The following is a 20,952-nucleotide window of genomic DNA, read 5'->3' as shown; positions in this document are numbered from 1 at the left end:
TGCCCCTGGCCAGTGAATTCTCTGGTCGGGGGCATTCCCTTTACAACCCATAAGAATTCCCGAACGTGAAAAAATCCACGGCCAAAGCGTCCAGCGCACTCGATTTCTCGCCACCCTTGCTGCGCCTGCAGGCGGCCAGCCCGAATCCGCTCGGGCGAAAAGTGCTCTGGGCCCTGTTCGTCCTGCTGGTCCTGCTGGCGGTGTGGATGGTGCTCGGGCGGCTCGACATCGTCGCGGTGGCCGAGGGCAAGCTGGTCCCGCAGAGTTATGTGAAGATCGTCCAGCCTTCGGAATCGGGCATCGTCAAGGACATCCTGGTGAAGGAGGGCGATCTGGTGCGCGCCGGGCAGGTGCTGATGCGCATGGATACCCTGAACACCGATGCCGACGCAAACTCGATCCAGGCCGATTTGCAGGGCAAGCGCCTGGCCCTGCGCCGGGTCGACGCGGAACTGGCGAATGCGCCGTTCCCGGCCCAGGCCGGCGATTCGCCGCATCTTCTGGCCGCCGCCCAGTCCCAGTACCGCGCCAACCGCGCCGCCTTCCAGGCCGCGCTGGCCGAGGAACAGAGCCGGCTGGCCAAAACGCGCCAGGACCTGGCGGCCGCGCTCGAAATCCAGCGCAAGTTCAGCGCCATCCTGCCGCACTACCGCGAGCAGGAAAAGGCCTTCGAAAAGCTCGGCAAGGACGGTTTCGCCGGCGGCGTGCTGGTCAGCGACAAGCGGCGCGAGCGCATCGAGAAGGAGCAGGAGCTGGCGACCCAGGACCACATGATCGAGTCGGCCAGGGCCGGCGTCCAGCAGTCCGAGATGAAGCTGGTGCAGATCGATTCGGACTACCGCCGCCAGCTGCACGTCGAGCGCGGCGAAGCGCAGCGCGCCGTGGATCAGCTGTCGCAGGAACTGGCGAAGCAGACCCACCGCAAGCAGCTGCTCGAACTGAAAGCCACCCAGGACAGCGTCGTCAAGGAACTTGCCACCCACTCCAGCGGCACCGTGGTCCAGCCGGGAACCGTGTTGCTGACGCTGGTGCCGAACGACGAAACCCTGCGCGCTGAAGTCTGGCTCACGAACGACGACATCGGTTTTGTGAAGCAGGGCCAGACCGTGCGCCTGAAGTTCGCGGCCTTTCCGTTCCAGAAATACGGCATGGTGCAGGGAACGGTCGAGCACATCGGCGCCGACTCGGTCGAGAGCGGCGAGAATGCCGGCGCGCCGGGCAAGTCGGGCGCTGCGCAGCCGTCGACCTTCAAGGCGCTGGTGAGCTTGAAGAGCGCCTCGCTCGAAGCGAACGGCACGCGCTTTCCCCTGAGCGCAGGCATGCAGGCGAATGCCGAGATCCTGCTGGGCACCCGTACCGTGCTCGAATACCTGCTTTCGCCCATGCAGAAGGCTTGGCACGAGGCGGCCCGCGAGCGCTGAAGCACGATGGACGTAGAAAGGGGAGCGTGGCAGGCATGACCTGCGACGCTCCCCTTTTTCTTCGCTGCTTGTTTCGATCTATTGCTTGAGCACCCGGCGCAGCGTGCTTGAGAGGTCCTCGGCCGAGAATTTCGCCACATAGGCGTCGGCGCCGATGTTCTTGACATGTTCCTCGTTCGTCGTGCCCGACAGCGACGAGTGGATCACGACCGGCAGGTTCGCCAGGCGCGCGCTCTTCTTGATGTTGCGGGTCAGGGTGAAGCCGTCCATCTCCGGCATTTCGAGGTCGGTCAGCACCAGGGCCACCTTGTCATAGACGGTCTTGCCTTCGGCCTCGGCCGCATTGGCGATGCTGGCCAGCTGTTCCCAGGCTTCCTTGCCGCTCTTGGTCATCACGAAGGGCAGGCCCATCGCGTCCAGGCCCTGTTCGATCAGCGCGCGCGCCACCACCGAGTCGTCCGCCGCCAGGATGATCGAGCCGGGCTTGATCTGGATTTTGGCGCCGACCGTCTGCGCGTTGATCGGGGGACCGGCATCCGGGTTCATGTTGCGAAGGATGGTTTCGACGTCGAGCACCTGGGCCAGGCGTCCCGGCTCGCCGTTCTCGCCTTCGAGGCGGGCGATGCTGGTGACCATGCCGCTGCCGGCGCTGCTCTCGGCGGACATCACCTGGCTCCAGTCGAGCCGCACGATTTCCTCGACGCTTTCCACGGCGAAGGCCTGGGTGGTGCGCGCGAATTCCGTGACCAGCATGATGTTGAGCCCGGTTTTCGGCTTGACGCCGGCAATCGCGGGCAGGTCGAGCACCTGGATGATCTGGCCACGCAGGTTCACGACGCCGAGCACGTGCGCCGGCGAACCGGCGACCGCCGTGATCGAGGGCATGGCCACGATCTCGCGGATCTTGAAGACATTGATGCCGAACAGCTCGTTATGGTTGCCGTCGTCGTCGCCGCCGAGGCGGAACAACAGCAACTCGAATTTGTTGGTGCCCGCGAGCGTGCTGCGCTCGTCGACTTCCTGTTGAACCGATTTCATATTTCGCCCTGAACTGAGTTATGTGATGCGAGTGGTGCCGTCAGGAAAGTATTCTAGCTGCGAAAAGGGCGAAATACGTCAAGCGTCCATCAAACTGGCATGGGTTTGTTGCTGTTCAGGTCCAAAAAACCACGGATTAGACGATATGCCTTCCACACCCAGGCCACAGTCCAGACCAGCCAGGCAACCGGAATGCCGATGATTGTCGCGAACAGGATGCCGCCGACCACCATCCAGAGGAAGTAAAACCAGAACGAGCGAATCATCCAGGTGTGGTGGCTGTAGACCAGGGTGCCGTTGCTGTCCGGGCGCTTGACGTAGTTGACGATCAGCGGCAAAAAGGAGAGCATGCCCAGCGAAAAGAAGAAGGTACAGGCATGGACCAGGTAGAGGATGCGCGCCAGTTGCTTGGCGTCTTCCGTGCCACGGTCCAGAACGAGTTGCTGCGACATGAATGATTCCTCCGGGTGGTTCTGCACGGGACGACCCCGCCTGGCCCGATTGTAGCAGCGATTTGTGGCGATTTCGCTAACGCGATTTGTCGCCCCCATGCCCGCATCGTCAGCTGGACTCTACAGCCTGGACTCTGTCCAGGCGACGATACTGCCTGCGTCCATTGCACCCGGCTGGCGCGCAAGCTCGCGCCCACCCTTGAACAGGGCCAGCGTCGGGATGCTGCGGATCGCGAAGCGCGCCGCCAGGTCCTGCGCCAGTTCCGTGTTCACCTTCAGCAGGCGCACCCGCGGTTCCAGCCTGCCTGCTGCCTGGGCGTAGGCGGGCGCCATCGCCTTGCACGGGCCGCACCACTCGGCCCAGAAATCGACCAGCACCGGAATATCGTTGCGTCCGATGTGGCGCGCGAAGCGCTCGGAGGACACATCGAGCGGGCGCCCGGGAAAGAGCGGCTGTGCGCACTTGCCGCACACCGGCTGGTCGGCCAGGCGCGCCGGCGCCAGGCGGTTGACGGCATCGCATTCGGGGCAGACGATATGGATCGGGTCGCTCACTGTAACTCCTCGCTGGTTTTGACAAGGACCTATTTTAGCCGCGCGCGCGCAGGCTGCCGCCACGCCCGGCTCAAGCATGCGACGTGGCCTCTTGCGCGGGCGTACAATCGGTCCGAGCATACTTGCAAAAGAACCAATGAAAAAAACGACCGACAGCTGCCCGCACTTCATCGGTTGCGCCGGCTGGAACATTCCCAAGGAAGCAGCAGCTGCCTTCCCCGAGGCCGGCAGTCATCTCGAACGCTATGCCGCCGTCTTTTCAATGGTGGAAATTAATTCGTCCTTCTACAAGCCGCACCGGCCGCAAACCTATGCGCGCTGGGCCGAGAGCGTGCCGCAGGACTTCCGCTTCGCCGTCAAGGTGCCGCGCTCGATCACCCACGACGCGCAATTGCGCGATATCGACGAGCTGCTGGCGCGGTTCGCAAGCGAGGTCGGCGAACTGAAAGACAAACTCGGCTGCCTGCTGGTGCAGTTCCCGCCGAAATTCGCCTTCCACGACGAAACCGTGCGCGACTTCTTCCTGCGCCTGCAAGAACACTTCGCCTGCATGATCGCCTGCGAGGGGCGCCACCCCAGCTGGTTCAGCGAGACCGCCACCGAACTGCTGCGCGAGCGCGGCGTCACCCGTGTGATCGCCGACCCCGCCGCCGGCCAGCCCGGTGCGCACGTGCCGACCACCGACGCTGTCTACATGCGCCTGCACGGCTCGCCGCGCATCTATTACTCGTCCTATACCGACGAGTACCTGGCCGCCCTGGGCCGCGAACTGGACGCCTGCCAGGAAGCCGGGCGCACCGCCTGGGTCATCTTCGACAACACGGCGGCCGGGGAGGCCGTGCCGAATGCCCTCGAGGTCTTGCGCGCATGCCGGCAAAGCGAACCCGCCCTAGCCCGCGCATCCATTTCAGGGTGATACTGGCGGCATGGCCACGGCGACGTTTCGCTTCCACGAAGAACTGAATGATTTCCTGCCGCGCGGGCGGCGCGGGAATGCGTTCACGGTGCCCTGCGCGCGCGCCGCGACCACCAAGCACATGATCGAGGCGCTCGGCGTGCCGCATACCGAGGTCGAACTGATCCTGGTGAATGGCGAGTCGTGCGGCCTGGACCGGCTGCTGGCCGAGGGCGACCGGGTCGACGTCCATCCGCAGTCCTCGCGCGTGGCCCGGCAGACGCCAGCCTGTCGCCCGCGCTTCGTGGCCGACGCCCACCTGGGCGGCCTGGCCCGGCTGCTGCGCATGGCCGGTTTCGATACCCTCTACGACAACGCATTCCAGGACCGGCAGATCGCCGCCATCGCCCTGGAGGAGGAAAGGGTGCTGCTGACGCGCGACCGCGACCTGCTCAAGCGCCGCTGCGTCACGCGCGGCTGCTACCTGCATGCCATCGCGCCGGCGTCCCAGTTCCGCGAGCTTTGCGACAGGTTGGACCTGGCGCCGCTGGTGCGGCCCTTCACCCTGTGCCTGGCTTGCAACCGGCCGCTGCGCCCCGTGCCCAGGGAGGAGGTGCTGGCGCAGCTGCCGGAATCGGTGCGCATCGAGCATCGGGAATTCACGCGCTGCGACAGTTGCGGCCGCGTGTTCTGGAAGGGCTCGCACTACAAGCGCATGGCGGCGCTGCTCGATGCGGTGGCTGCGCCCTTGGCGCAGGAGGGCTAGCATGAGCGCATCCCTGCCGAATCTGCCTTTCCCCGTCCGCGTCGAGTGCCCGCCCGGCGCCTGTGTCTGCGAGCGCGAGCGCCTGTTGGCCGAGCCCGGCGCCGACCTGCGCCCGCTCGCGATCGACCGCCGCCAGGAACAGAAGCTGATCGAGCGTATCGAGCGCGTCGACAGCTACGAAGACCTGCAACACCTGCAGGCCCTGATCCGCCGGAACATCGGCGCCGAATTGCGCATCGAGCCCGGCCCGAACGAGGTGCGCACGGTGCGCGGCATCCTCATCGTGCTGGAGGAAAAACCGGGTTTGTGCAAAAAGCTGAGGCAATCGGTGCCGGCGGCGCTGCGCAAGCGCCTGCAGGAGCGGCCCGAGATCGCCTGGGCCATCCTGAACGCCAGGGGTCTCTTCGGTTAAATTTTCACCACGTACTTCAGGACGATACCGACCAGCAGGGTCGCGGCCATCGCCAGCGACAGGGCGCCGTGCAGCACGTCCGAACCGATCGATACCTCGCGCGTCATCTCTTCCTTGCTGATCCTGGCGACGCGGCTGAGCACGACCGGGCGCAGCAGGCCCTGGATGCCGAGCAGCACCAGGCCGGCGCCGCACAGGGTCTCGCCGATCAGGTCGCGCTGCATGCCGTTCCACAAACCCATGCTGCCCAGGCTCATGCCGAACAGGAACCAGAAGGCGCGCGAAGCGGGGTAGCGTGAAAATTTTGAGGTGTCCATGGGGGCCTGTGGGGGATGAAAGCGCCCATTATAGCGATGGCGCAATCGCTACCCATCGAAAAAAGGCCGCCCGGGAAGGCGGCCTTTCAGTCATGCCGTTCGCGCTGGATCAGCGGCGGCGGTAGTGACGGCGGTGATGGTGGCCGCTACTCCAGCTGCGGCCGAAGCTCAAGCCCAGGCCGATCGACACTGGCGGCGTCCAGTACGGATCCTGGACATAAACCGGCGGGTAGCCGTACACCGGCTGCTGCCCATACACGGGGGCGCTCCGGTAGCCGCCCTGGTATGCCCCCGGATTGACGACGACGTTCGAGCTGGTGACAACGCCGGCGTCTCCGGCCCGCGCGCCGGTACCGAGCGGCACCGGTGTCACAGAAACGGTTTGCCAGCCGTTCGGGTCACCGGCCTGGGCATAGCCACGGCTGCCGACATTGCCCGGTCCCGGGCCGGGAGCGGCGCAGCCCGCCAGGGTGGCGGCGCTGGCGATAAGAACAATGAGTTTTTTCATGACGGTTCTCCTGATATGCCCATCATAGTGTTCTCATATCCATTGCGCCGCGCGAATTACAGCTTGTTACAAGCGCTAGCCTTGCTCGCTCGTTGCATTGCTCGAAACAAAGGGCGCCAGGGGGACGGCATTCGCCATCGCCTGGTAGCCGGCGTCGTTCGGGTGCAGGTGGTCGCCGCTGTCATAGGCCGGCAGGATGCGCGCCGGATTGGCCGGGTCGCGCAGGGCCGCCTCGACATCGAACAGGGCGTCGAATTCGCCGCTGGCGCGGATCCAGTTGTTGGCGGCGCGCCGTACCGCCTCGCGCGCGGCCGTGTAATACACGAAGCCTTCGAACGGGGGCAGGGTGGCGCCAATGACCTTGATTTCGCGCGCGTGGGCCCGCGCGATCAGCTGGCGCCAGCCGGCAACCATTTCCGCAACGGGAATCGGGTTCGAGCCCGGGCTGTAGGAAATGTCGTTGATGCCGATCAGGGCGATCAGGTAGCGCACGCCGCTGGTGGCCAGCACGTCGCGGTCGAAGCGCTCGAGCGTGTCGCGCCCGGCCAGCAGGGCGGTCGAATAATCGCCCAGCAGCAGGTTGGCGCTGATGCCGCGATTGACCACGCCGATGCGCCCGCCCGCGCCGAGCGCTGCCTGCAGGCGGCGCGCCAGGTAGTCGGGCCAGCGGCGGTTGGCATTGGCCGTGCTGCGCGCGCCGTCGGTGATCGAGTCGCCCAGCACGACGATGGCGGGCGCCGCGGCGTCGACGTCGATCTCGGTCAGGAAGGGCCAGGAGGAGATCGCGCGCGCCACGGGCAGGGCGATGGTCGAAGTGTAGTCGCCGGCGCTCGACACGTAATTGGTCTGGAGGGCGGCGTCGTGGATGGTGGTGGCCTGCACCGTGCCAGGCAGGTAGAGGCTGACGGCAAGGTCGGCCTGGGCCGGCACGGCCAGCTCGACCGGGTCGGACAGCGCGGGCGCCCCGGCGGGAATCGTGATCGAGGCGACGCCGCCAAAGCTCAGCGGGCGCAGGCTGGCGACGGACGCGCCGCCGGTACGCAGGCCGATCGTGGCGCGCCCGATGTGCAGCGGCGTGCTGCCCATTTCATTCGAGACGCGGATCCGTATCCGGGCGCCGCCGATGCTGGCGCGCGCGATCAGGCGCAGCGTCTGGCCGGTATAGCTTTGCACACTGCTTGACGGCGGCGGCCCGGCCGGCGCGGCGCCCCAGGTGGCGCACCAGCGCGCGGACGGCCCGGTCTGGGCTTGCGCGGGCAGAAAGGGCGTGGCGAGCGCCGCGCCGAGAGCAGGGCCGGCGATCAGGAAGCGGCGCCGGCTGGGACCGAGGCGCGCCTGATCGGCACGCAGGGCGGGTTCGGCAGAGTTCTCGGCCTGGTCAGACGGAACGGCTTTCATGGTGGACTCCTCGAACGGTTGGGCGCTTTACCCAATCTAAATCGAGGACTTCGCCGACTCAAGCGACGCGCGACAGGAGTTTTGCGTCAGCGCAGGAATGGCTGAGATTCTGCTTGTGCTTATTTGTGTCCAAGCAATTGTTTGCTTAATACAATGTACAAAAGTTACGCCAGCACCGCCAGCACCCCATCCAGCCCGCTGAAATTCAGCGCCACGTCGGCCTGTGCCCGCACCACCGGCTTGGCGCGGAAGGCCACCGACAGGCCCGCGATGCCCATCATCTTCAGGTCGTTGGCGCCGTCGCCCATGACGATCGCCTGCCGCGGGTCGATCGCCAGTTGCGCGCACACGCGCTGCACGGTGCGCCGCTTTTCCTCGGCGTCGACAATGCCGCCCAGCACGCGCCCGGTCAGCCGGCCATCTTCGACCTCGAGCACGTTGGCATGCGCGTAATCCAGGCCGAGGCGCTGTTGCAGGCGGGCGGTGAAGAAGGTGAAGCCGCCCGACACCAGCAGCGTCTTCAGGCCGGCCGCCCTGACCGCCGCCAGCATCGTCTCGGCGCCCGGCGACAGGCGCAGGCGCTCGTCGTAGACGCGCTCCAGCGCGGTCGCCTCCAGCCCGGCCAGCAGGGCGACGCGGCGCGCGAGGCTGGCCGCGAAATCGAGTGCGCCGCGCATCGCCGCCTCGGTGATCGCGGACACCTCGGCCTTCAAGCCCTGCATGTCCGCGATCTCGTCGATGCATTCGATGGTGATCAGGGTCGAGTCCATGTCCATCGCGACCAGCGCAAAATCCGACAAGCTGCGCCCGGCCTCCACGAAGGTGGCATCCACCCGCGCGGTTAGCGCCGCCGCCTGCACCGCAAGGACGATGTCGTTTGAGGCAACGACGCCCTCGGCGCGCAGCGCATGTTCGCCCAGGGCCCGCATGCGCGCCGGCCGCGCCAGGGCGGCCACCGCTTCCAGGGTCGCCTGCGTGGCCTGCGGCCCTTGCACCACCAGATTCATCGTCATCGCTCCGTCCTCGCCTAGGCCAGCAGTTGCTTGATGGTTTGCTTCACCTGCAGCACGCGCGCCGCCAGATCCGGCATGCTGGCCGTGATGCGCAGCTTGTCCTGGCCGGCCAGCTTGATGTGGCGGTTCTTCTGGATCAGCGTGATGATCCGGATCGGGTCGATCGGCGGCTTTTCCATGAATTGCAGGCTGGCCGCTTCGCTGTGGGCGTCGATCTTGACGATGCCGACCGTTTTTGCCGCGATGCGCAGGCGGTGGGTCTCGATCAGGGCCTTGACCTGTTCCGGCAGCTTGCCGAATCGGTCGATCAACTCTTCCTGCATGTCGTCGACCTTGCCCTGGCTCTCGCAGTTGGCCAGGCGCTTGTAGATCGACAGGCGCTCGTGGACGTCGCCGCAGAAGTCGGCCGGCAGCAGGGCCGGCACGTGCAGGTTGATTTCGGTGGTGCTCGACAAGGGCGCCGCCAGGTCCGGTTCCTTGCCGGCTTTCAGCGCGCGCACCGCCTCGTTGAGCATGTCCGAATACAGCTGGAAGCCGATCTCCAGCATTTCGCCGGACTGGTTTTCGCCGAGCACTTCGCCGGCGCCGCGGATTTCCAGGTCGTGCATCGCCAGGTAGAAGCCGCTGCCCAGTTCTTCCATCGCCTGGATCGCATCCAGGCGGCGCTGCGCCTGCTTGGTCAGGGTCTGCACGTCCGAGACCAGCAGGTAGGCATAGGCCTGGTGGTGCGAGCGGCCGACCCGCCCGCGCAGCTGGTGCAGCTGGGCCAGGCCGAATTTGTCGGCCCGGTGCATGATGATCGTGTTCGCGGTCGGCACGTCGATGCCGGTCTCGATGATGGTCGTGCACAGCAGGATATTGAAGCGCTGGGCCACGAAGTCGCGCATGACCTTTTCCAGGTCCCGTTCGTGCATCTGGCCGTGGGCCACGCCGATGCGCGCCTCCGGCAGCAGCTCGCGCAGCATCGTGTGGCGGTTTTCGATGGTATCGACTTCGTTGTGCAGGAAGTAGATCTGGCCGCCGCGTTTCAGTTCGCGCAGGCAGGCTTCGCGAATGATGGAACCGTCTTCGCTGCGCACAAACGTCTTGATCGCCAGGCGCTTTTGCGGCGCGGTGGCGATGATCGAAAAGTCGCGCAGGCCCTCCAGCGCCATGCCCAGGGTGCGCGGGATCGGGGTCGCGGTCAGGGTCAGCACGTCGACTTCCGCGCGCAGGGCTTTCAGGGCTTCCTTCTGGCGCACGCCGAAGCGGTGCTCCTCGTCGATGATCACCAGCCCCAGGCGCGTGAATTTCACGTCGGGCGAGAGCAGCTTGTGGGTACCGATCACGATGTCGAGCGTGCCGTCGGCCATGCCCTTGATCGCGTTGTTGATCTCCTTGCCGGTCCTGAAGCGCGACAGCTCGGCGATTTTCACGGGCCAGTCGGCAAAGCGGTCGGCGAAGGTCTGCGCGTGCTGCTCGGCCAGCAGGGTGGTCGGCGCCAGGATCGCCACCTGCTTGCCGCCCATGACGGCGATAAAGGCGGCGCGCAGGGCGACTTCGGTCTTGCCGAAGCCGACGTCGCCGCAGACCAGGCGGTCCATCGGCCGGCCGGACGTCATGTCCTTGATGACGTTGGTGATCGCCTCGGCCTGGTCGGGCGTCTCGTCGAAGCCGAAACTCTGGGCGAAGTTCTCGTAATCGATGCTGGAGTATTCGAAGGCATGGCCGACCCGCGCCGCGCGCCGCGCATACAGATTCAAGAGCTCGGCGGCGGTATCGCGCACCTGCTCGGCGGCCTTGCGCTTGGCCTTGTCCCACTGGCCTGAACCGAGCGAATGCAGCGGCGCGTCCTCGGGCGAGGTGCCGGAATACCGTGAGATGACGTGCAGCTGCGACACCGGCACATACAGCTTGGTGTCCTTGGCGTATTCCAGGTGCAGGAACTCGGTTTCGCCTTCGCCCAGGTCCATGCTGGTCAGGCCCATGTAGCGGCCGATGCCGTGGTTGATGTGCACCACCGGGTCGCCGATTTTCAGCTCCGACAGGTCGCGCACCATCGATTCGACCTGGCTGGTCGCTTCCTGCTTCTTCTTGCCGGCACGCCGTCCGGAACCGGCGTACAGCTCGGTCTCGGTAACGAAGGCGATGCAGCCGCTCGATGCTTCCAGCAGCTCGAAGCCGGCCTGCAGCGGCGCCACGCCGAGCGCCACCTTCGCGTCGCTGGCGAGCATGCCCGCGAAGCCCTCCACCGGGACGACCTCGAGGCGATACTCGTTGAAGTACTGCTGCAGGGTTTCGCGGCGGCCGTTCGATTCGGCGCAGATCATCACGCGGCAGCCGGTACGGGACAGGAAAGAGCGCAAATTCGCCAGCGGGTCTTCCAGGCGGCGGTTCACCGCGATGTCGGGGATCGGCGCCGACAGTTCGGAGGCCCCCACGTCCCGTATTTCCATGCCGCGCGCGATGTTCCAGCGCCCGCGCGATTTGGCGCAGGTGAAGAACTGCTCGTTCGAGAGGAACAGTTCGCGCGGTTCGAGCAAGGGCCGATCGCGGTCGCTTTTCAGGAAGCGGTAGCGCGATTCGGTATCGATCCAGAAGCGCCCGACGGCGCCATCGATGTCGCCGACAAAGGCCAGCGGACTGTCGTCCGGCAGGTAATCGAAGAGCGTCGCGGTCTCTTCGAAAAACAAGGGCAGGTAGTATTCGATGCCGGCCGAGGCGATGCCGCTGCCGATGTCCTTGTAGACCGTGGACTTGGACGGGTCGCCCTCGAAACGCTCGCGCCAGCGGCTGCGAAAACGCGTGCGCGCCGCTTCGTCCATCGGGAATTCGCGGCCCGGCAGCAAACGCACCTCGCGCACCGGGTACAGCGAGCGCTGGGTGTCGGCATCGAAGGTGCGGATGGTTTCGATCTCTTCGCCGAACAGGTCGAGGCGGTAGGGCAGCGCTGAGCCCATCGGGAACAGGTCGATCAGGCCGCCGCGCACCGAATATTCGCCGGGCGACATCACCTGCGACACATTGCTGTAGCCGGCCAGCGTCAGCTGCGCCTTGAGCCGGGCCTCGTCGAGCTTCTCGCCCTGGCGGAAAAAGAAGGTATAGGCTGCCAGGAAGGAAGGCGGCGCCAGGCGCACCAGGGCGGTGGTGGCCGGCACGACCAGCACGTCGCACTGGCCGTTGCGGATTTCGTGCAGGGTCGCCAGGCGTTCGGACACCAGGTCCTGGTGCGGCGAAAAGGCGTCGTAGGGCAGGGTTTCCCAGTCCGGCAGCAGGTGGCAGGACAGCTTGCCGTTTTCACCGTCGGCGAACCAGGGAATCTCGTCGAGCAGGCGCTGGCCGTCGCTGGCGTTGGCCACGACCACGGTGAGCATCTGCTTGTTGGCCTTGAAGGCGAGGGCGGCGCTTGCCAGGGCATAGGCGTCGGACGAGCCGAACAGGGCAGGCAGGACGAAACGGCTACCGGGCTTGGGGAGGTGCTTGGTGAGGTCGAAAGGCATGCAGGCAGGCAGTGTTCAGTCGTTCCGAAGGGTCGTCCATTATAGACGAAGCCACCCTGGAGCCCCCCGCACGCCTGCTGTTCAAGCCCGCCGCAGGTTCGGGAGCAGCACCCCGGCCAGAATCAGGCCGAAACCGAGCGCATGGTAGGCCTGCGGCGCCTCGCCCAGCAGCGGCCAGGCCGCCAGCGTGGCGAACAGTGGAATCAGGTAGACCGACATGCTGGCGCGCGCCGGGCCCGCCACGGCCACCAGCCGGTCATAACAGAAATAGGCGCCGAGGCTGGGCACCAGCGCCAGGAATGCCAGCGCCAGGTAGAGGCGCGGGTCCGTGAAATCGGGGACGGCGCCGCGCATGCCTTCGACCAGCGCGAACGGAAGCAGTACCAGCGCGCCGCCGCCGATCAGCGCCGCCAGCTTGACCGTGGCCGGCATGGGCGGCAGCGGCAGGCGCCGGCCCAGCACCGTGTACAGCACCCAGCCGCAGGCGGCCAGCATCACCCACAGGTCGCCGGCGCCAAAGGCGAGGGCGCCCAGCGCACCTTCGCCCCGCGCCAGCACGATCAGGATGCCGAGGATCGCCAGCAGCATGCCGCCGGCCTGGCGCGGCGACAGCGGCGTCTTCCAGACCAGGGTTTCCAGCAGGCTCACGAGGGCCGGGCAGGCGGCGAAGATGATGGCGATGTTGGCCGCGCTGGTAGCGCGGGCGCCGACATATTGCGGCCCGACCGCGAGGCCCATGCCCAGGGCGCCCAGCAACAGGATGCGCTGCCAGTTGGCGCGCAGGCTGCCGCGCAGCGCCCACAGGCGCGGCCCGACGCTCGGGAGCAGGATCGCGAACGCCAGCGCCCAGCGGCCAAAGGCGAGAAAGAGCGGCGGGATGCCGGCGCTGTCGGCCCAGCGTGCAACCAGCAGGTTGGCGGCGAAAAACAGGGGGGTGACCAGCATGAGCGGCAACTCGGGCGACGGGGAACCCGTCCTCAGCCCGAGCCCCGCGTGTGAAACTGCTTCCGACACGAAGACTCCAGAACAAAATGCTGCAAGCGCAAAACATTATTTTAATGTGCAGCAACTGGAATGTTCTTTTGTTCACCCGGCCATATCCTTTGTTTGGAAGAAGGTTCTTCCATGAATAGACTAAAATGCGGAAGGATTGTCTACGATACGTGTTATTACCAAGAGGAATATCAGATATGAAGGACGGTGTGCTCGACGAGATCGACCGCAAGATTTTGCGCACGCTCAGCCAGGACGGCCGCATCAGCAACCAGAAGCTGGCCGAGACGGTCAACCTGTCGCCGACGCCCTGCTGGCACCGGGTGCGCGCACTCGAGGAGTCGGGGCACATCAGCGGCTATGTCGCCGTGCTCGACCAGCGCACCCTGGGCTTGCCGGACACGGTGATCATCGAGGTGCGGGTCGACCGCCACGACGACGACATCTTCCAGCGCTTTTCCGATGCGCTGGCCGGGCTGCCCGAGGTGATGGAGGCTTATCTGCTGTCGGGCGAATTCGACTACCTGATCAAGGTGGCGGTATCCGGCACCGAAGGCTACGAGCGTTTCCTGCGCCAGAAGCTGTACAAGCTGCCGGGCGTCAGCCACACGCGCTCGACCTTCACGCTGCGCTGCCTGAAGCGCACGCCCTCGGTCAGCCTGTAATCAGGATGCCTTCGCGAGCCTAGCGCGCAGGGTTTCCAGCTCCGCGCGCAAGGCCGTGCGTTCCGACAGCGAGGCGGCGAGCTGGGCGCGCATGTCCTTGAGTTCGCCTGCCAGGCTGTCGCGCGCGACGGCCGCGCCGACCAGGTCCATCTCGGCGGCGAGGCGGGCATCCGATTGTGCGGCCGACGCCGTCACGTTGCGCTCGAGCTGAGAGCGCAGGTCCGCCAGCTGGGCATCCTTGCCTTCGATCGCCAGCTGATCCTTGGCCTTGCCGACCAGGGCGTCCATCGCGATCTGGCGCGCGTTGCGCAGCTCGGCGTTCAGGCGCTCGATTTCCTCCTGGTGTTCGGCCGCCAGGGCCTCGGCCTGGGCACGCGCCGCGGCCAGGTCCTCGAGCTCACGCCCGGCCTGGGCCAGGGCCTCGCGGGTGGGAGCGTTGGCGCTCTCCGCAAGCTGCGCCGCCCATTTGTCGAGCTCGGCAAGGAGCGAAGGAGGCAGGTCCGTCACGGCGCCGGCGCCGGGGGACTGTGGGTTGGCATCGGATTTTTTCATGGGAAGCTGGTCTTGAAAGTTTTGGAAATTTAAGCCGGCTGGCGCCGGTTGGCGACTCCGAAGGGCACATGCACCATCGGGATGGTCCCGCCGGGCGAGGCGCGCAGGTGGGTCATCTGGTCGTCGAAGAAGATATGCGGCTTGAACACCGACAGCACGCGCGACTTGTCCATGCCGCCGAGGAAAAACGTTTCGTCGGCCGAGACGCCCCAGCTTTTCAGGGTGGTCACGACGCGTTCGTGCGAGGGCGCGTTGCGCGCGGTAATGATGGCGATGCGCACGATGCGGCGGTAGCCGGCATCGCGGCGCTGGGCCTCTTCTTCGAGGCGCTGCAGCATCGACAGCTTCTGGAACATGTTCGCCAGCGGTCCCGGCGCGTGCGGACGCGCCACATGCAGGGTTTCGTGGGCGTGGAATTCGTCCAGGTCGTTATTGCGCTTGAACACCGTTTCCGATTCGTCGTCGGCCAGCACGCCGTCGAAGTCGAAGGCGACGCGCAGTTCCAGGTCCTCGTCCTCGTCGTCGATCAGCGAGGGCAGCACCAGACCGGCCGGATAGTTCGCATCGATGGCGTTTTTGACGTCGGCCTCGTGGGCGCTGAGAAAGAGCGAGGCATTGAAGGCCGGCAGGTAGGAATAGGGCGATTTTCCTGCCATGAAGGCGGCGCGCGAGATGTCCAGGCCGTAGTGGGCGATCGAACGCATCACGCGCAGGCCGGTTTCCGGGGAATTGCGCGAAAACAGGACGACTTCGACCGGCGACTCGCCCGGAAAGCATTTGTTGATGTTCAAAAAGCGCCGGATGAAGGGAAAGGCCACGCCCTTGCCCAGCACCGCGTCGAGATGCCGTTCCTGGTAGGCGCGGTATTCGTCCGGTCCCTTGTCGAGGTAGACCTGGTGCGATTCGGCCAGGTCGAACAGGGCGCTGGAAGCGACGCCGATGACCAGTTTTTCTTCAATCGGAAACGGCATTCAATCCTCCTGTGGGCGCAATTGGTCGAAGACGGGGCGCAGGCGCGGCCCGATATGCGCAGTCATCAGGTCGTCGTCGGGCGCCAGTGCGCCGGCGTCGACCAGCAGCCGCAGCTTGGCGAGCCGGTCGGAGACGGCGAGCACGCGGGCGGCGGGATTCAAGCCGGGCAACCCGGCGCTGTCGATGGCGTCGGCCACGCTGTCCGGGAAACCCCACTCGAGGGCGATGCGGTGCGAGATCCGGCGCGCGTGGCCGAGCAGGGCCAGGCCGAAGGCGTCCGAGCCCGGCAGCAGGTCTTCGCTGCCGGCCTTGTCGAGAAGCTGGTCGATCAGCCGAAAGGCGACGATCAGCCCGACGTTCTGCACCAGCCCGGCCAGGTAGGCGTCGAAGGGCCTGGCGCCGAAATACGGGGCCAGCGAACTGGCGGCCTGGGCGCATTTTTCGGACTGGCTCCAGACCTGCGGCGCGACCAGTTTTGCGAAACGCCCGGACTGCATGCTGATCACCGGTCGAAAAGCCACCCGCGCCAGCAGCATGCGCAGCCCGTTCTGGCCGAGCAGCATGACCGCGCCCTCGATGCTGCGCACGGGCGAGGGCGGTCGGTAATAGGGACTGTTCGCCTCGCGGATGACTTCAGCCACCAGCACCACGTCCTGGGCCAGCATGCGCGACAGTTCGGCGCCGGCGACGCTTTCGTCGCGCAGGCCACGCAAGAGTTCGGGAATCACGGCCGGTACCCGGGGCACCAGTTCGGCTGCCTTGCCGGGGCTTAGCGCCAGCCGTGCCAGCTCATCGAGGATGCGGCGTTCGGTGGCCGGGGCCGCGTCGGCAGCGGCGCTGCCGGCGAGCCAGCGGTAGAAGGCGAGGTCGACGTCGCCGCCGGCGGGCGCCGTGTCAGGCGTGGAGGAGGCGGAGTCGACGGGCGCGCAAGGCGGGGACGGTGGGGACGGCAGGCTCGCGCCCTGCTGCGGGGCGCCGCCGATCCATCGCGCAAACCAGTTTTTCATTGTGGGAGAGTCTCGGCCGGTGTGAGCTCCGATTCTACCCGACAACGAACTGGGGACGGAAACGAGAAGGGCCGGGAAACCCGGCCCTTCAGCACGCCGGAAGCGCGCCGGACGAACGCCGCAAAATTAGCGGCCGGTGCCGGTGTTGGTGGTCGTGCCGGTGGTTCCGGTGGTGCCCGAGGTACCGGTCGTGCCCGTGGTGCCGGCGGGTTTCGTGCCCGAGGTGCCCGAGCCGGAGTCCATACTGCTGCTGCTGCTGGTGCCGGTGGTGCCGGTGGTCCCGGTCGTGCCCATGCTGCTGCCGCTGCTGGTGCCCATCGTTCCCGAGGCGCCGCTGCCCATGGTGCCGTCGGTCGAGGTGCCGGTGGAGCTGCAGGCCGCCAGGCCCAGGCCCATCAAGCCGGCCATGATCACGTTCAGAGTGGTGCGTTTCATATTGTTCTCCCTCTTTGGTTGTGTGAGGTGTTCATCATGCAAGCGTCCTGTTGCGTTCACTATAGGAAGCAGGCGAGAGTCGGTGTAGGAGATCGCGGACGGTTTCCATGCAACACTTGTGAAAATCAGCGTTTTTCGCCCGTCGTGGCCGCGCTGGCGCCCTCGACGCTGCCGGCCTTCGGGTCGGTGCCGCCGGTAGTGCCCGAGGTGGGATTGGCGCCCGGTGCACCAGTGCTGCCACTGGTCATCGAGCCGCTGGAGCTGCCCGACACGCTGGTCGCCATCGAGTCCGTGTTGCTGGTAGTGGTGCCGCAGGCGGCCAGGACGGCGCAGGCGGCCAGCGTGCATGCTGTCGTGATTAGCTTCATGGTTATCCGATCAAGGTGATGACAGGTTTCCATGATGCGGCGGCCTTGGCGGCGGCGCTATAGGAACACCACCGGACGCCTTGTAGGACTGGGCAGACGGCAAGCTCAGCCGGTTCGCGCCTGCTGCAAGCCTGCTCCCCGTTCCCGGATCCAGTCGACCAGTGCCTCCGATACCACCGGCCGGCTGAACAGGTAACCCTGGCCCTTGGCGCACTGCTGGGCGCGCACGGTTTCGAGCTGGGCCACCGTTTCGATGCCTTCGGCCACCGTATTCATGCCCAGGCTGCTCGCCACCTTGACGGTTGCTTCGATCAGCACCCGGTGATGGTGGCTGGTGTCGGCTTTGCACACGAAAGAGCGGTCGATCTTGACTGTGTCGACCGGCAGCAAGTGCAGGCTCGACAGCGAAGAGTAGCCGGTCCCGAAATCGTCGAGCGCAAGCTTGATGCCGAGCGCCTTCAGCTCGTGCAGGCGCAGCTGGATCTGCTCGTCCTGGGCGGCCAGGCTTTCGGTCACCTCGAGCTGCAGGCAGGCTGCCGGCATGCCGGTACGCGCCAGGGTGGCGGCCACCTTGCCGGCCCAGTCGGGCTGGGCCAGCTGGGCACGCGACAGGTTGACCGCCATCAGGCGCGGAGCGTCGTCGCCCAGCAGCACCCGCCAGCGCATGAAATCGAGGCAGGCGCGTTCGAGCACGAAGTCGCCGATCTGGTCGATCAGTCCGCATTCCTCGGCCACGCCGATGAAATCGAAGGGCGGCACCAGGCCGCGCGTCGGATGCTGCCAGCGCACCAGCGCCTCGACGCCGGCCGAGTGGTCGATGCCGCCATCCGGGCGCAGGCCGACCACCGGCTGGTAGACCACGAACAGCTGTTCCTCGGCCAGGGCCAGGCGCAGCTGCGACTCGATGTCGGCGCGGCGCTCGGCGCGCTCGCGCATGGCGCGCTCGAACACCACATGGCGCGCGCCGCCGGCGCGCTTGGCTTCGATCATGGCGATGCTGGCGTCGCGGATCGCATCGTCGGCGTCGGGCCCTTCATCGGCCGCAGCATCCCAGGTGCTGCCCCAGAGCACGCCAACGCTGGCGCGGCAGGCTACTTGGGCGCCGTCCAGCTCGTGCGGTCGCGCCAGCGCATCGAGCAAGCGAACCGCCAGCCGCTCGGCTTCGTCCGGATGTTGCAGGCCATCGAGCAGGACAACGAATTCGTCGCCGCCGACCCGTGCCACGAGTCCGGCGCCGCCAGCGGATGGATCGACGATGGCGCCCGGCGCCAGGCCCCCGGCGCGCATGCGGTCGGCCAGCGCAGTGAGCAGCCGTTCGCTGATCGAACCGAGCAGGCGGTCGCCGGCTGACTGGCCGAGGGTGTCGTTAATCTGGCGGAAGCGGTCGCAGTTCAGGAACAGCAGGGCGAATGATTCCCCTGCGGCGTTCTTTGCGCCACTGCGATTGAGCAGATTCTGCAACTGGTCGCGCGCAGCCTCCCGGTTTGGCAGGCGTGTCAGCGCATCGATACGTGCTGCGCTGCGCAAGCGCCGGCGCAGTGTCTCCTGTTCGCGCTGGGCGTCGAAGGTGGCGTCGCTGATGGCGACCATCAGCCTCGAGGTGTCGAGTTTCATCAGGCTGATCGACAGCACTTGCGGCGCACCGGGTGCGGTCACGCCCTCGATCGGTACACGCAGGGCGTCGCAGATCACGCCCGATGGCTGGTCGAACGCATCGGCCATCTGCCGTACTCGCGGAGCGACGTCCTCGAGCACGGCAAACAGGTTGTCGAGCCCGCCGTCGCTGACGAGTGGCATCAACAGATTCGATGCCATCGGATTGAGCATGTCGACGACGCCGGCGAGATCGGTCTGCACCAGCCCGATCGGGGCACGGTACAGGAACTGCACCAACGCCTCGTAGGCATCGATCTGTTCAATCTGCATTGCGGCTTCGCTGTGGAATGTTTTCATCGAGGGGCAGGTCCGGTGTCCAGGCGGAGACGCGGTTGCGGCCCCCGGTTTTCGCAACGTAGAGCGCCTGGTCGGCGCGTTTCATGAGGACGTCGATGCTTCGCGGAACGGTTTCAGGCAGGGTTCCGGCCCCAAGTTCCAGGGCGGCCACGCCGGCGCTGACGGTATACGCGATTTCGCCGCCATCGGCGCCCACCAGCCGGCCCGCCACCCGCGTGCACAGTCGTTCGGCAAGCGCCACTGCCTGGGCCATGCCAGTCGACGGCAGCAGCACCGCGAACTCTTCGCCCCCGATGCGCGCCACGGTGTCGACCGGACGGAAGGTCTCGCGCAGAGCGTCGGCCAGGTCGCACAGGACGCGGTCGCCGGCCGGGTGGCCGTAGCGATCGTTGATGTGCTTGAAATGGTCGGCGTCGAATACGATCATGGCAAGCTGGCGCGGCGTATGGACGGCGCGGTCCAGTTCCAGCTCGGCCGCTTCGAAGAAGGCGCGGCGGTTGGCGAGGCCGGTCAGGTGGTCGCTGAACGCCGCCTGGCGCCGGGTCTCGCTGGCCGCCCGCTTGTCGCTGATGTCGCGCAGGATCAGGCAATAGGCAGGCGCGTGCGGATCGTCGAGATCGAAGGTGTCGCGCTCGGGCAGGGGCGCGATCAGCGCACTGCCCCAGAACTGGCTGCCGTCGGCGCGCAGGCGCAGACCCTCGTCCATGCTCCACCCATTGTGGTCCGCTTCGCGCAGGCGGTCGAGCAGGTGCTCGGGCGTCATGGCGTCGGGCGGGTAAAACACGGAATAGGGCGAGCCAACCACGTGTTCGCCGAAGCCGGTGACGCGCGCGATGCTGTCGTTCCAGTCGCACAGGCGTCCCTGGCGGTCGAGGGCGGCCAGGCCATAGTCGCTGATGCGGGTCAGGATGGCATTGAGCCACGCGTCGCTCTGGCGCAGCTGGCGCTCGCGCCGCACTTCGGCGCTCACGTCGTGGATCACCGCCATCAGCCGCATCTGGTCGAGTTTCATGAGGCTCAGCGACAGGATATGCGGCTTCTTCAAATCAGGATTGTCCGCGCCCAGGTGGCTCAGATGAATATGCACGCCTTCCAGGACCATCCCGTGCGGATGGGGAAACTGCCGGCAATGGAGGCGCAGGTCGGGCGCCACGTCGGCCAGGGCGTCGAACAGGTTGGCGAGGTTGCCGTCGGGAGACAAGGGCATCAGAAGCTGGGCCGATATCGGGTTGATCATCACGATTTCGCCGTCCATGCCCGCCTGTACCAGGCCCACCGGGGCCAGGTAAAGGAACTGCATCAGCGCTTCGTGCTCGGCCCGCAGCGCTTCGAGGTTCTCGTCGGTGCCCATCAGCGGCGCTGGACGAGGACGTACCGGGTGGCGCTGGCCGCGCTGGCCAGCAGGCGCAGCTTGACCTTGACCGGGCGCATGCGCAGGGTCAGCACATAGTCGAGCGTGTCGTCGAGCTCGCTTCCTGCCTCGGTCGCGTCTTCGAAGCGCTGCGCCACCAGGAAGTTATTCAGGCAGGGCGCAACGTTGATGAACATCGGCTCCCCGATCACCCGCTGCGGCGACAGGCCGGCCGCCTGCGATTCGAAGGCGTTATAGCGCTGCACGATGGTGTCTGCGCCGAATCCGATCACGCCAAAGCCGAGTGCGTCGATCTGTTCCTGGTCGAAAGTGTCGAGCAGCTCGATCAGGTCGCGGGCGTCGAAGGTAGGGGATGTGTGGGTCATGTGGGCCTTGGGCTAT

General features: G+C 66.4%; 22 protein-coding genes. 5 read left to right on the top strand and 17 right to left on the bottom strand.

Going from position 1 to position 20,952, the window contains the following annotated elements; genetic code table 11:
• The first annotated feature begins 65 nt into the window (after nucleotides 1-65).
• Nucleotides 66-1,421 carry an HlyD family type I secretion periplasmic adaptor subunit gene (locus tag AC56KZ_RS01890; RefSeq protein WP_497160437.1) on the top strand — a complete coding sequence of 452 codons (1,356 nt, stop codon included), beginning with the start codon at nucleotides 66-68 and terminating at the stop codon, nucleotides 1,419-1,421.
• A 78-nt stretch (nucleotides 1,422-1,499) separates the two neighbouring features.
• On the opposite strand, the gene AC56KZ_RS01885 is transcribed toward AC56KZ_RS01890, so the two are convergent.
• The 3 genes from AC56KZ_RS01885 to trxC form a co-directional block, all read right to left on the bottom strand.
• Nucleotides 1,500-2,459 (bottom strand): chemotaxis protein, encoded by a 960-nt coding sequence (locus AC56KZ_RS01885; protein ID WP_497160436.1) that lies wholly within the window; start codon nucleotides 2,457-2,459, stop codon nucleotides 1,500-1,502.
• An 89-nt stretch (nucleotides 2,460-2,548) separates the two neighbouring features.
• Complete coding sequence (locus AC56KZ_RS01880; RefSeq protein WP_497160435.1) at nucleotides 2,549-2,911, bottom strand: DUF4870 family protein; 363 nt, start codon at nucleotides 2,909-2,911, stop codon at nucleotides 2,549-2,551.
• Nucleotides 2,912-3,031: 120 nt separating this feature from the next.
• Nucleotides 3,032-3,466 (bottom strand): thioredoxin TrxC, encoded by a 435-nt coding sequence (gene trxC / locus AC56KZ_RS01875; protein ID WP_497160434.1) that lies wholly within the window; start codon nucleotides 3,464-3,466, stop codon nucleotides 3,032-3,034.
• Nucleotides 3,467-3,602: 136 nt separating this feature from the next.
• On the opposite strand from trxC, the gene AC56KZ_RS01870 reads away from it, so the two are divergent.
• The 3 genes from AC56KZ_RS01870 to AC56KZ_RS01860 are packed head-to-tail and all read left to right on the top strand — an operon-like array spanning nucleotide 3,603 to nucleotide 5,539.
• The gene (locus tag AC56KZ_RS01870) at nucleotides 3,603-4,382 is read left to right on the top strand and encodes a DUF72 domain-containing protein (RefSeq protein ID WP_497160433.1); all 780 of its coding nucleotides are present in this window, start codon (nucleotides 3,603-3,605) and stop codon (nucleotides 4,380-4,382) included.
• Nucleotides 4,383-4,392: 10 nt separating this feature from the next.
• On the top strand, nucleotides 4,393-5,127 hold the full coding sequence (locus tag AC56KZ_RS01865) for a Mut7-C RNAse domain-containing protein (RefSeq protein WP_497160432.1): 735 nt from the start codon (nucleotides 4,393-4,395) through the stop codon (nucleotides 5,125-5,127).
• 1 nt (nucleotide 5,128) lies between these two features.
• A complete protein-coding gene (locus AC56KZ_RS01860; RefSeq protein WP_497160431.1) occupies nucleotides 5,129-5,539 on the top strand; it encodes a hypothetical protein in 411 nt (136 codons plus the stop codon).
• Here the strand turns inward: AC56KZ_RS01860 and AC56KZ_RS01855 are convergent.
• From AC56KZ_RS01855 to AC56KZ_RS01830, 6 genes are all read right to left on the bottom strand, one after another.
• Nucleotides 5,536-5,856, bottom strand: coding sequence for a hypothetical protein (locus tag AC56KZ_RS01855; RefSeq protein ID WP_497160430.1), 321 nt, complete (start codon nucleotides 5,854-5,856; stop codon nucleotides 5,536-5,538). The two genes, AC56KZ_RS01860 and AC56KZ_RS01855, sit on opposite strands and share 4 nt — an antisense overlap.
• Before the next feature lie 109 nt (nucleotides 5,857-5,965).
• Nucleotides 5,966-6,364 carry a hypothetical protein gene (locus AC56KZ_RS01850; RefSeq protein ID WP_497160429.1) on the bottom strand — a complete coding sequence of 133 codons (399 nt, stop codon included), beginning with the start codon at nucleotides 6,362-6,364 and terminating at the stop codon, nucleotides 5,966-5,968.
• Nucleotides 6,365-6,439: 75 nt separating this feature from the next.
• Complete coding sequence (locus AC56KZ_RS01845) at nucleotides 6,440-7,762, bottom strand: SGNH/GDSL hydrolase family protein (RefSeq protein ID WP_497160428.1); 1,323 nt, start codon at nucleotides 7,760-7,762, stop codon at nucleotides 6,440-6,442.
• 164 nt (nucleotides 7,763-7,926) lie between these two features.
• On the bottom strand, nucleotides 7,927-8,775 hold the full coding sequence (serB, locus tag AC56KZ_RS01840) for a phosphoserine phosphatase SerB (RefSeq protein WP_497160427.1): 849 nt from the start codon (nucleotides 8,773-8,775) through the stop codon (nucleotides 7,927-7,929).
• A 14-nt stretch (nucleotides 8,776-8,789) separates the two neighbouring features.
• Entirely contained in the window at nucleotides 8,790-12,254 is a 3,465-nt protein-coding gene (mfd, locus tag AC56KZ_RS01835) for a transcription-repair coupling factor (protein ID WP_497160426.1), read from the bottom strand.
• A gap of 81 nt (nucleotides 12,255-12,335) precedes the next feature.
• Nucleotides 12,336-13,199 (bottom strand): DMT family transporter, encoded by an 864-nt coding sequence (locus tag AC56KZ_RS01830; protein WP_497160425.1) that lies wholly within the window; start codon nucleotides 13,197-13,199, stop codon nucleotides 12,336-12,338.
• 245 nt (nucleotides 13,200-13,444) lie between these two features.
• Between AC56KZ_RS01830 and AC56KZ_RS01825 the strand changes: the two genes are divergently transcribed.
• The gene (locus tag AC56KZ_RS01825) at nucleotides 13,445-13,912 is read left to right on the top strand and encodes an Lrp/AsnC family transcriptional regulator (protein WP_497160424.1); all 468 of its coding nucleotides are present in this window, start codon (nucleotides 13,445-13,447) and stop codon (nucleotides 13,910-13,912) included.
• Here the strand turns inward: AC56KZ_RS01825 and AC56KZ_RS01820 are convergent, their stop codons facing one another.
• The 8 genes from AC56KZ_RS01820 to AC56KZ_RS01785 form a co-directional block, all read right to left on the bottom strand.
• Nucleotides 13,913-14,464 carry a hypothetical protein gene (locus AC56KZ_RS01820; protein ID WP_497160423.1) on the bottom strand — a complete coding sequence of 184 codons (552 nt, stop codon included), beginning with the start codon at nucleotides 14,462-14,464 and terminating at the stop codon, nucleotides 13,913-13,915.
• 29 nt (nucleotides 14,465-14,493) lie between these two features.
• Nucleotides 14,494-15,435, bottom strand: coding sequence for a 5'-nucleotidase (locus AC56KZ_RS01815; protein WP_497160422.1), 942 nt, complete (start codon nucleotides 15,433-15,435; stop codon nucleotides 14,494-14,496).
• On the bottom strand, nucleotides 15,436-16,443 hold the full coding sequence (locus AC56KZ_RS01810; protein WP_497160421.1) for an HDOD domain-containing protein: 1,008 nt from the start codon (nucleotides 16,441-16,443) through the stop codon (nucleotides 15,436-15,438).
• 126 nt (nucleotides 16,444-16,569) lie between these two features.
• Nucleotides 16,570-16,878: a hypothetical protein gene (locus AC56KZ_RS01805; RefSeq protein ID WP_497160420.1), complete on the bottom strand. Its 309-nt coding sequence runs from the start codon at nucleotides 16,876-16,878 to the stop codon at nucleotides 16,570-16,572.
• A 125-nt stretch (nucleotides 16,879-17,003) separates the two neighbouring features.
• A complete protein-coding gene (locus AC56KZ_RS01800) occupies nucleotides 17,004-17,246 on the bottom strand; it encodes a hypothetical protein (RefSeq protein ID WP_497160419.1) in 243 nt (80 codons plus the stop codon).
• 105 nt (nucleotides 17,247-17,351) lie between these two features.
• The gene (locus AC56KZ_RS01795; RefSeq protein ID WP_497160418.1) at nucleotides 17,352-19,172 is read right to left on the bottom strand and encodes a putative bifunctional diguanylate cyclase/phosphodiesterase; all 1,821 of its coding nucleotides are present in this window, start codon (nucleotides 19,170-19,172) and stop codon (nucleotides 17,352-17,354) included.
• Nucleotides 19,162-20,550, bottom strand: a complete 1,389-nt coding sequence (locus AC56KZ_RS01790; protein WP_497160417.1) for a sensor domain-containing diguanylate cyclase — start codon at nucleotides 20,548-20,550, stop codon at nucleotides 19,162-19,164. The genes AC56KZ_RS01795 and AC56KZ_RS01790 overlap by 11 nt, the downstream gene beginning before the upstream one ends.
• A complete protein-coding gene (locus tag AC56KZ_RS01785) occupies nucleotides 20,550-20,936 on the bottom strand; it encodes a phosphonate transporter (protein ID WP_497160416.1) in 387 nt (128 codons plus the stop codon). The genes AC56KZ_RS01790 and AC56KZ_RS01785 overlap by 1 nt, the downstream gene beginning before the upstream one ends.
• Nucleotides 20,937-20,952 lie beyond the last annotated feature (16 nt).

The organism is Telluria sp. LT2P34 (assembly GCF_059685915.1).
The sequence above is the reverse complement of the archived record's forward strand: the minus strand, read 5'-3'. Positions and strand labels throughout refer to the sequence as shown.

Excerpts from the sequence above, each read along its gene's own strand:
- AC56KZ_RS01845 (WP_497160428.1), bottom strand. The coding sequence starts at position 7,762 with ATGAAAGCCGTTCCGTCTGACCAGGCCGAGAACTCTGCCGAACCCGCC.
- AC56KZ_RS01850 (WP_497160429.1), bottom strand. The coding sequence starts at position 6,364 with ATGAAAAAACTCATTGTTCTTATCGCCAGCGCCGCCACCCTGGCGGGC.
- AC56KZ_RS01870 (WP_497160433.1), top strand. The coding sequence starts at position 3,603 with ATGAAAAAAACGACCGACAGCTGCCCGCACTTCATCGGTTGCGCCGGC.
- AC56KZ_RS01785 (WP_497160416.1), bottom strand. The coding sequence starts at position 20,936 with ATGACCCACACATCCCCTACCTTCGACGCCCGCGACCTGATCGAGCTG.
- AC56KZ_RS01830 (WP_497160425.1), bottom strand. The coding sequence starts at position 13,199 with ATGCTGGTCACCCCCCTGTTTTTCGCCGCCAACCTGCTGGTTGCACGC.
- AC56KZ_RS01790 (WP_497160417.1), bottom strand. The coding sequence starts at position 20,550 with ATGGGCACCGACGAGAACCTCGAAGCGCTGCGGGCCGAGCACGAAGCG.
- AC56KZ_RS01820 (WP_497160423.1), bottom strand. The coding sequence starts at position 14,464 with ATGAAAAAATCCGATGCCAACCCACAGTCCCCCGGCGCCGGCGCCGTG.
- AC56KZ_RS01795 (WP_497160418.1), bottom strand. The coding sequence starts at position 19,172 with ATGCAGATTGAACAGATCGATGCCTACGAGGCGTTGGTGCAGTTCCTG.
- AC56KZ_RS01880 (WP_497160435.1), bottom strand. The coding sequence starts at position 2,911 with ATGTCGCAGCAACTCGTTCTGGACCGTGGCACGGAAGACGCCAAGCAA.
- AC56KZ_RS01805 (WP_497160420.1), bottom strand. The coding sequence starts at position 16,878 with ATGAAACGCACCACTCTGAACGTGATCATGGCCGGCTTGATGGGCCTG.
- serB (WP_497160427.1), bottom strand. The coding sequence starts at position 8,775 with ATGACGATGAATCTGGTGGTGCAAGGGCCGCAGGCCACGCAGGCGACC.
- mfd (WP_497160426.1), bottom strand. The coding sequence starts at position 12,254 with ATGCCTTTCGACCTCACCAAGCACCTCCCCAAGCCCGGTAGCCGTTTC.
- AC56KZ_RS01825 (WP_497160424.1), top strand. The coding sequence starts at position 13,445 with ATGAAGGACGGTGTGCTCGACGAGATCGACCGCAAGATTTTGCGCACG.
- AC56KZ_RS01860 (WP_497160431.1), top strand. The coding sequence starts at position 5,129 with ATGAGCGCATCCCTGCCGAATCTGCCTTTCCCCGTCCGCGTCGAGTGC.
- AC56KZ_RS01885 (WP_497160436.1), bottom strand. The coding sequence starts at position 2,459 with ATGAAATCGGTTCAACAGGAAGTCGACGAGCGCAGCACGCTCGCGGGC.
- AC56KZ_RS01815 (WP_497160422.1), bottom strand. The coding sequence starts at position 15,435 with ATGCCGTTTCCGATTGAAGAAAAACTGGTCATCGGCGTCGCTTCCAGC.
- AC56KZ_RS01800 (WP_497160419.1), bottom strand. The coding sequence starts at position 17,246 with ATGAAGCTAATCACGACAGCATGCACGCTGGCCGCCTGCGCCGTCCTG.
- AC56KZ_RS01810 (WP_497160421.1), bottom strand. The coding sequence starts at position 16,443 with ATGAAAAACTGGTTTGCGCGATGGATCGGCGGCGCCCCGCAGCAGGGC.
- AC56KZ_RS01865 (WP_497160432.1), top strand. The coding sequence starts at position 4,393 with ATGGCCACGGCGACGTTTCGCTTCCACGAAGAACTGAATGATTTCCTG.
- AC56KZ_RS01855 (WP_497160430.1), bottom strand. The coding sequence starts at position 5,856 with ATGGACACCTCAAAATTTTCACGCTACCCCGCTTCGCGCGCCTTCTGG.